Raw genomic sequence first — 6,641 nt, forward strand, 5'->3', positions numbered from 1 at the left:
TATCTGTCTAGTTTATTGTAGCCTAATCACCTGAAGATTTGGTGGAATATGGGCCACAGGAAGATGATACATCTGATGATGAAAATCTTGCCTAAATATTTCCATATGGAAACTCTAATATTGTAGATATGAAAAAAGAGCAGTCTGTACATAGCAGATTGCTCTCCTATTTAACTTTCATGTATTATCTCAAATCATAATTCATCAAAAAAAACTAAGCTGCTTTGAGATATCCTTTCCCTCAAATAGACTCAAATAGTTAAAAAGATTTGTAGTCATGACTATATCTCCATTAAATTCTAATTTTACTATTTCTTTTTCTTCGGTTTTGGTGCAGGTAACTCATCATACATTGAATTGAGTAAGCCGACTAAAAATTCTTTGTTGTCAACATCACCTACCAATAGCATTTCCTTTGCTCCATCATATGGTAACTCATACTTTGCATTTGGCATATATGCTATTGCAGATTTAACAGGCTTCACTAAAAACCTATCATCATAAATTCCACCAACAATTTTTCCACGATAATAAACAATATATTCGCCCATCATTGATCTATATGTTATTTCTTCCAACTCAGATAACTGCTCTAAAATGAAATTTAAATATTCTTTACTTGATGCCATACTATTTCCCTATTTATCCTCAAAATTTCAACAATCCATTTTCATCAAACTTAAAATTTGGTCCCCATGAAACTTCCCAATAGTATCCATCTAAATCCGAAAAATATGCGTGATATCCACCCCAGAAAACTTCCTGTGGCTCTTTTACAATTTTTCCACCTGCTTTACTTACTAATTCAATTACAGCATCTACATCTTCTTTATGTTCAACATTGTAAGCTAATGTAATTCCTGAAAATCCATTTCCTTTTGGTGGATTATTTTCATCAATATCTTTTGCTAATTGTTCCAAAGGAAATAGTTCAAACTTTGTTCCTGGAGTATCAAAAAAGCATACCGGCGGATTATTTTCTTTGCAATCAGTCTTATATCCTAAACAATCTCTGTAAAACTTTATTGACCTTTCCATATCTCTAACACCTAAACAAATACAAGTAATCTTATTCATTGCTACCTCCATAATTTCTAATTAACTTTAATTTATAAAAGTCAGTTAGAATCAAAAATTACTATTCTAATATCAATGACAACAGTGCTATAGTCACACACTCATGAAAACTACTTTTGACAATAGTCCTGTTGTTACACCATGCAAAAAAAGTAGTTCTATTGCCACACCCCACTATTTTCCAGTGGTCAGAACTATTGTCAAACGCCCTAAAAACACAATGTAAGTAAACTGTCCAAACCTCTGTTTTTTCTCTAAACCCTTTGATTTCAAGGCTTTTATGCAACTATTCTTCTTATTCCCTTGACAGAAGAACTATTGTCTCCACATGATAACTCCCCGGAAACATATCAACTGGTTGAACTTCTCCTAATGTATATCCTAAGTTATGTAAAATTTTCATATCTCGTGCTAAAGTTGCCGGATTGCAACTTACATAAACTATTTTTTTTATATTCATACTTGCTAAGTCGTGTAAGAAACTTTCCTCACATCCCTTACGCGGTGGGTCAACAATTACTGCATCTATTTTTATATTCTGTGAAATTAAACTTTTAATTACATCTTCACTTTTTCCTAATAAAAATTCCACATTATTTATATTATTTAACTGAGCATTTTCTCTCGCATTATCGATAGCTGCATCTACTACTTCTATGCCGTAGACTTTCTTTACTTTTTGAGCTGCAAATAAAGTTATAGTACCAATTCCACAATAAGCATCAATTATTATGTCATTTTCTCCTAATTTCGCTAATTCTAGTGCTTTCTTGTAAAGGACTATTGTTTGAATAGGATTTATTTGATAAAACGAACGTAAAGAAATATTAAATTTAATTCCGGCTAACTCGTCCGTAATATAATTTCTCCCATATAAAACTCTTGTAGCATCACCATAAATGACATTTGTTTTTTTACTATTAATGTTAAGTATAATACTAACAATACGACTATCTAACTCAACTATCTTATTAACAAAATTATCCAATTGGTTAAAATTTTCTTTAACAATGATACCAACCATTATCTCCGTTTTATTAGTATTGGTTCTAAACATAATGTGACGAATTGCTCCGGTGTGTGTTGATTCATCGTAGACAGATAAATTCATTTCACTAATTAAATTACGAATATCATTCATTAATTTATTATGCTCATCATATTGAATATAACATTTTTCAATATTAATAACATCATGACTACGTGGTTTATAATATCCCATTTTTATTTCATTTTTAATTCGTTGTACCGGTATAACGGATTTATTTCTGTAATGATATGGTCTATTGGCACCTAATGTATTTAATACTTTAACCTTATTCTTTCCTAATGTTTTATCCATAATATTCCGAACTTTGTTTGTTTTAAAACGTAGCTGTTCATTATAACTCATATGAACCAAATTTGCACCGGATGTCTTTAAAATACCATCTACTCGTTCACTAGATTTTGTTATAATTTGTACTAATTTTCCATACCCAAGATTTTTTTTCAACTTAATAATCTTAAATTCTATCTCTTCACCTATTATTACATCTTCGATAAAAATAGGAAATGTATCAAGTTTTACTATACCCAAACCGTCATGCGTGTAGTCGACTACTGTTCCGGTAAAAATTTCATTTTTTTTCATTATGATAACCCTTCTAGTTTTACTTAAATAAAAAATAGGAGTAACTTAAAAAATCGTTATTTCTTGAAACAAGATTTTAACAAGTCACCCCTCGTAATATTTACTAGGTGTTCTAAAAGTATTTTTGAAGAAAATTTGAACTCCTGTAAACTACTGCGTCTAAATTAAATATGGCATCTTTATAAAAATTTAACTTTTGGACTAATCCATTACAAATAAATCTGGTCACTTTTTAAGATAACATTCTACTAAATACTCATGCCAATTACTTTAATTTCATTTACATAATCAAGTTTCTCTATACGTGCATTAAGTTTATCGATATTGGTATGCTCTAAATCAAGTTCAAGTGAAATGATAATCGTTGCTCTTGTATTAATAGGCACCGTTTGATGAATAGTCAAAACACTGCACTTTTCTTCATTAACAACAGCTAGAATACTGCCTAAAATACCGGGAATATCATCTACATCAATTGATAATGATAAAATTGATTGTTTATGTATATCCTGAATTGGAAATATTGTGTCTTTATATTTATAAAATGCACTTCTACTTAAATCAAAGCGTTTTGACGCCTCTAATATAGACAGTTTAGGATTTTCTTCCAGTGCTTTTTTCATTGTTAAAGTTTTCTTTACCGCTTCAGGTAACACATCTTCTCTAATAATATAATATATTTTTTCTTTGTCCATATTTTATTCACCTACTCTACAAATTCAAATTCACCTTGCAATATTCTTACTGTATCACCATTTTTACACCCGCGTTCACGTAACTTATCATCAACACCCATCGAACGCATTTGTTGTGCAAAACGTCTTACAGATGCATCACGATTAAAATCAGTCATTAAAAAAGCTCTTTCTATACCGGGACCACTTACAACATAAGCACCGGTATCATCACGTGTAATTTTAAATGTTTCGTCTTTCGGTTTATGCTTGTACAATACACGATTTTCCATTGTTTTTTCTTCTACATCTAATTCATACATTATATTAGGATCTATATTATCTAGTATATCACATATTTTGTACAATAAATTATCAACATTACTACGTGTAAATGCGGAAACTTCAATGATTTCTACTTCCTGCTTATCTTTTTTTAATTGTTTTCTAAATACTGCTAAATTCTCATTTGCGGTTGGAATATCCATTTTATTAGCTACAACAATTTGCGGTCTTTCTAATAGACGCATATTATACTCGCCGAGTTCGGAATTAATAATTTTATAATCTTCATAAGGATTTCGACCGTCAGTTGCTGACATATCAACAACATGAACAATTACTTTTGTACGTTCAATATGGCGTAAGAACTGGTGTCCTAATCCAATACCTTGGCTAGCTCCTTCAATAAGCCCCGGTAAATCCGCCATAACGAAACTTCTATGATCTTTTGTTTCTACAACTCCAAGGTTTGGAGCAAGTGTTGTAAAATGATAATCTGCAATTTTAGGTTTTGCTTTTGAAGTAATTGATAATAATGTAGATTTCCCAACAGACGGAAATCCGACTAAACCGACATCAGCCATTAGTTTTAATTCTAATGTTAAATTACGTTCTTCCCCAGGCTCTCCATTTTCAGCAATTTCCGGTGCTGGATTAGACGGTGTAGCAAAGCGACAATTACCACGCCCGCCACGTCCACCGCGTGCAACAACAACTTCTTGTTTATGTTCTACTAGATCTGCTAATATTTCTCCTGTATCAGTATCTCTTATCACCGTTCCCGGCGGTACTTTTAAGTATAAATCTTTTGATTTTCTTCCATGCATACCCTTACTCATTCCATTTTCTCCATTTGGAGCAACAAATTTCTTCTGGTAACGGTAATCCATAAATGTTCTCAGTCCTTCATCAACGACAAAAACTACGTTTGCTCCGCGTCCGCCGTCGCCACCGGCAGGGCCACCTTTAGGCACATACTTTTCACGTCTAAAAGCTACTAGCCCGTTACCTCCATCACCGGATCTGACAAATATTTTTACTTCATCTAAAAACATATTATTCTCCTATTAATTCTACTGGATTTATATTATATATTGTACTTTTATATAATATCATTTTATATATTGTTTTCTATCAAGAACAATTATATCATAAATTTAAATTTTATAATAATTATACACTAAAACAAAAAAATGTACGGGTGACTGACAACCGTACAAAACTCCACAGGCAGGACTCGAACCTGCGACCCTCTGATTAACAGTCAGATGCTACTACCAACTGAGCTACTGTGGAAAAACTAAACAAAAAAATGGAGCGGGTGATGAGAATCGAACTCACAACATCAGTTTGGAAGACTGAGGTTTTACCACTAAACTACACCCGCTTAAAAATATTTATTAATTACTCACAGGTTATATTCTATACTAAAAATTTATTTTTGTCAATAAAATTTTAAAAAATTTTTTAATTTTTTCCTGAAAATATAGCATGGGAAATTATATATTTAACCCACTATTAAAATATATTTCATAGAAAAATCTGATATTTATAATAAAAATATATAATCTTTTAAAGTGTTATATAAAGAAATAATTCATAAGTGAAAACTTCTCTTGCTTAATCACTTATGAATTAATACTTTATGAGTAAAATATACAAACTATCTTTTTCTTTGTATTTTCACCCTTCTTATTGATGATGAAAACATCGAAGCTATCAAAATTCCAACCGCTATAGCTCCTGCTTGGAGTATTGTATCTATCCCTATTTTCGCCGCTAAATGATAACTTTTAGTAACAAGACTTCTCATTGTGTGATACATTCCATATCCCGGAACTAATGGAATAATACCGGTGTAAATAAATATGGTTGCCGGCATTCTTAATTGCTTTGAAGCGCTGGAAGCCAAAACACCGATTATTATCGCTCCTGAAAAACTGGCTATTATAATTCCTGAAATCATCTTTATATAATAGTACGCTACCCATCCTGCTGCTCCTATTACCGAACAAACTAAAATAGATTTCTTGGGTGCATTAAATAAAAATGAAAAAGCCAATGTTGAAATAAATCCTGCTGCTAATTGTATAATAAAATTATATATATCCATCTTTAACTCCTAAACTATTTTAAGTCCTAATATTACTCCAAGTGCTATGGCGATTGATGTAAATACTGCCGATTGTACTCCTATCATTCCTGATATATAATCACCTGCCATAAAGTCTCTTACACAGTTTGTTATTTGTACCCCGGGAACTAGCGGCATTATTCCTGCTATAACAATGGAAGATGGGTTATAAATTGTAAAAAAATTTGTTGAAAATTCTACTAAAACAGTTACCAACAATGCCCCAAAAAAATTTTGCATAAGATCCATTAATTTATATTTTGTCGCAAACGATAAAAAAGCACCTTCTAATCCCATTATTAAAAACGAATAAATACTATCTTTAAATGTTCCACCAAACATTATTGAAAAAAATGGCCCCGATAATGCCAATAAAAATATTACTAGCCACGGATTATATTCTTTAGTTACTTTTATTTCTCTTAGTTTTTTATAAGAGTAATCTATTGACCATCCCTCTGTAACAATCTTCCTAGAAAGATCATTTATTAATGATATTTTTTCCAAATTCCTATTTCCTAGAATTATTCTTCTCATCGTTGTATAATTTATATCGTTATAGACAAACGACACTATTACAAAATTATAAGTAACTAGTGTATTTGCCGCTTTTATATTATCAAATGATTTATAAATTCTATTAATAGTATCCTCTACTCTATAAACTTCTGCCCCATAAGAAAGCATACTACGTGCCATTTTCACTGAAAAATTCAACAATTTTTTTGCATCATCTTCATTTTTTAATGATTGTATCATAAATATTATCCCTCTTTTTTTATATTATTCTTAACATCGACTATTAGCAAAGTATATATTTATATACAAAATATTTTTTGTT

7 protein-coding genes and 2 tRNA genes are annotated in these 6,641 nt (G+C 30.9%); all 9 read right to left on the reverse strand.

Going from position 1 to position 6,641, the window contains the following annotated elements:
* Positions 1-308: 308 nt before the first annotated feature.
* The 9 genes from HMPREF1983_RS04145 to HMPREF1983_RS04185 all read right to left on the reverse strand — a co-directional run bounded on the left by HMPREF1983_RS04145 (position 309) and on the right by HMPREF1983_RS04185 (position 6,559).
* A complete protein-coding gene (locus HMPREF1983_RS04145) occupies positions 309-629 on the reverse strand; it encodes a TfoX/Sxy family protein (RefSeq protein WP_021753049.1) in 321 nt (106 codons plus the stop codon).
* Between the two features lie 19 nt (positions 630-648).
* On the reverse strand, positions 649-1,077 hold the full coding sequence (locus HMPREF1983_RS04150; RefSeq protein ID WP_040460978.1) for a VOC family protein: 429 nt from the start codon (positions 1,075-1,077) through the stop codon (positions 649-651).
* A 295-nt stretch (positions 1,078-1,372) separates the two neighbouring features.
* A complete protein-coding gene (gene rlmD, locus HMPREF1983_RS04155) occupies positions 1,373-2,710 on the reverse strand; it encodes a 23S rRNA (uracil(1939)-C(5))-methyltransferase RlmD (RefSeq protein WP_021753051.1) in 1,338 nt (445 codons plus the stop codon).
* A 248-nt stretch (positions 2,711-2,958) separates the two neighbouring features.
* On the reverse strand, positions 2,959-3,405 hold the full coding sequence (locus HMPREF1983_RS04160) for an ACT domain-containing protein (RefSeq protein ID WP_021753052.1): 447 nt from the start codon (positions 3,403-3,405) through the stop codon (positions 2,959-2,961).
* 11 nt (positions 3,406-3,416) lie between these two features.
* Entirely contained in the window at positions 3,417-4,721 is a 1,305-nt protein-coding gene (obgE, locus tag HMPREF1983_RS04165; protein WP_021753053.1) for a GTPase ObgE, read from the reverse strand.
* Between the two features lie 167 nt (positions 4,722-4,888).
* Positions 4,889-4,962 (reverse strand) — tRNA-Asn (locus HMPREF1983_RS04170).
* A gap of 17 nt (positions 4,963-4,979) precedes the next feature.
* A tRNA-Gly gene (locus tag HMPREF1983_RS04175) sits at positions 4,980-5,053 on the reverse strand.
* A gap of 276 nt (positions 5,054-5,329) precedes the next feature.
* Positions 5,330-5,779: a threonine/serine exporter family protein gene (locus HMPREF1983_RS04180; RefSeq protein WP_021753054.1), complete on the reverse strand. Its 450-nt coding sequence runs from the start codon at positions 5,777-5,779 to the stop codon at positions 5,330-5,332.
* Between the two features lie 9 nt (positions 5,780-5,788).
* Positions 5,789-6,559, reverse strand: coding sequence for a threonine/serine exporter family protein (locus tag HMPREF1983_RS04185; RefSeq protein ID WP_021753055.1), 771 nt, complete (start codon positions 6,557-6,559; stop codon positions 5,789-5,791).
* Positions 6,560-6,641 lie beyond the last annotated feature (82 nt).

The organism is Gemella bergeri ATCC 700627 (assembly GCF_000469465.1).
GTDB lineage: Bacteria > Bacillota > Bacilli > Staphylococcales > Gemellaceae > Gemella > Gemella bergeri.

Excerpts from the sequence above, each read along its gene's own strand:
- HMPREF1983_RS04145 (WP_021753049.1), bottom strand. The coding sequence starts at position 629 with ATGGCATCAAGTAAAGAATATTTAAATTTCATTTTAGAGCAGTTATCT.
- HMPREF1983_RS04150 (WP_040460978.1), bottom strand. The coding sequence starts at position 1,077 with ATGAATAAGATTACTTGTATTTGTTTAGGTGTTAGAGATATGGAAAGG.
- rlmD (WP_021753051.1), bottom strand. The coding sequence starts at position 2,710 with ATGAAAAAAAATGAAATTTTTACCGGAACAGTAGTCGACTACACGCAT.
- HMPREF1983_RS04160 (WP_021753052.1), bottom strand. The coding sequence starts at position 3,405 with ATGGACAAAGAAAAAATATATTATATTATTAGAGAAGATGTGTTACCT.
- obgE (WP_021753053.1), bottom strand. The coding sequence starts at position 4,721 with ATGTTTTTAGATGAAGTAAAAATATTTGTCAGATCCGGTGATGGAGGT.
- HMPREF1983_RS04180 (WP_021753054.1), bottom strand. The coding sequence starts at position 5,779 with ATGGATATATATAATTTTATTATACAATTAGCAGCAGGATTTATTTCA.
- HMPREF1983_RS04185 (WP_021753055.1), bottom strand. The coding sequence starts at position 6,559 with ATGATACAATCATTAAAAAATGAAGATGATGCAAAAAAATTGTTGAAT.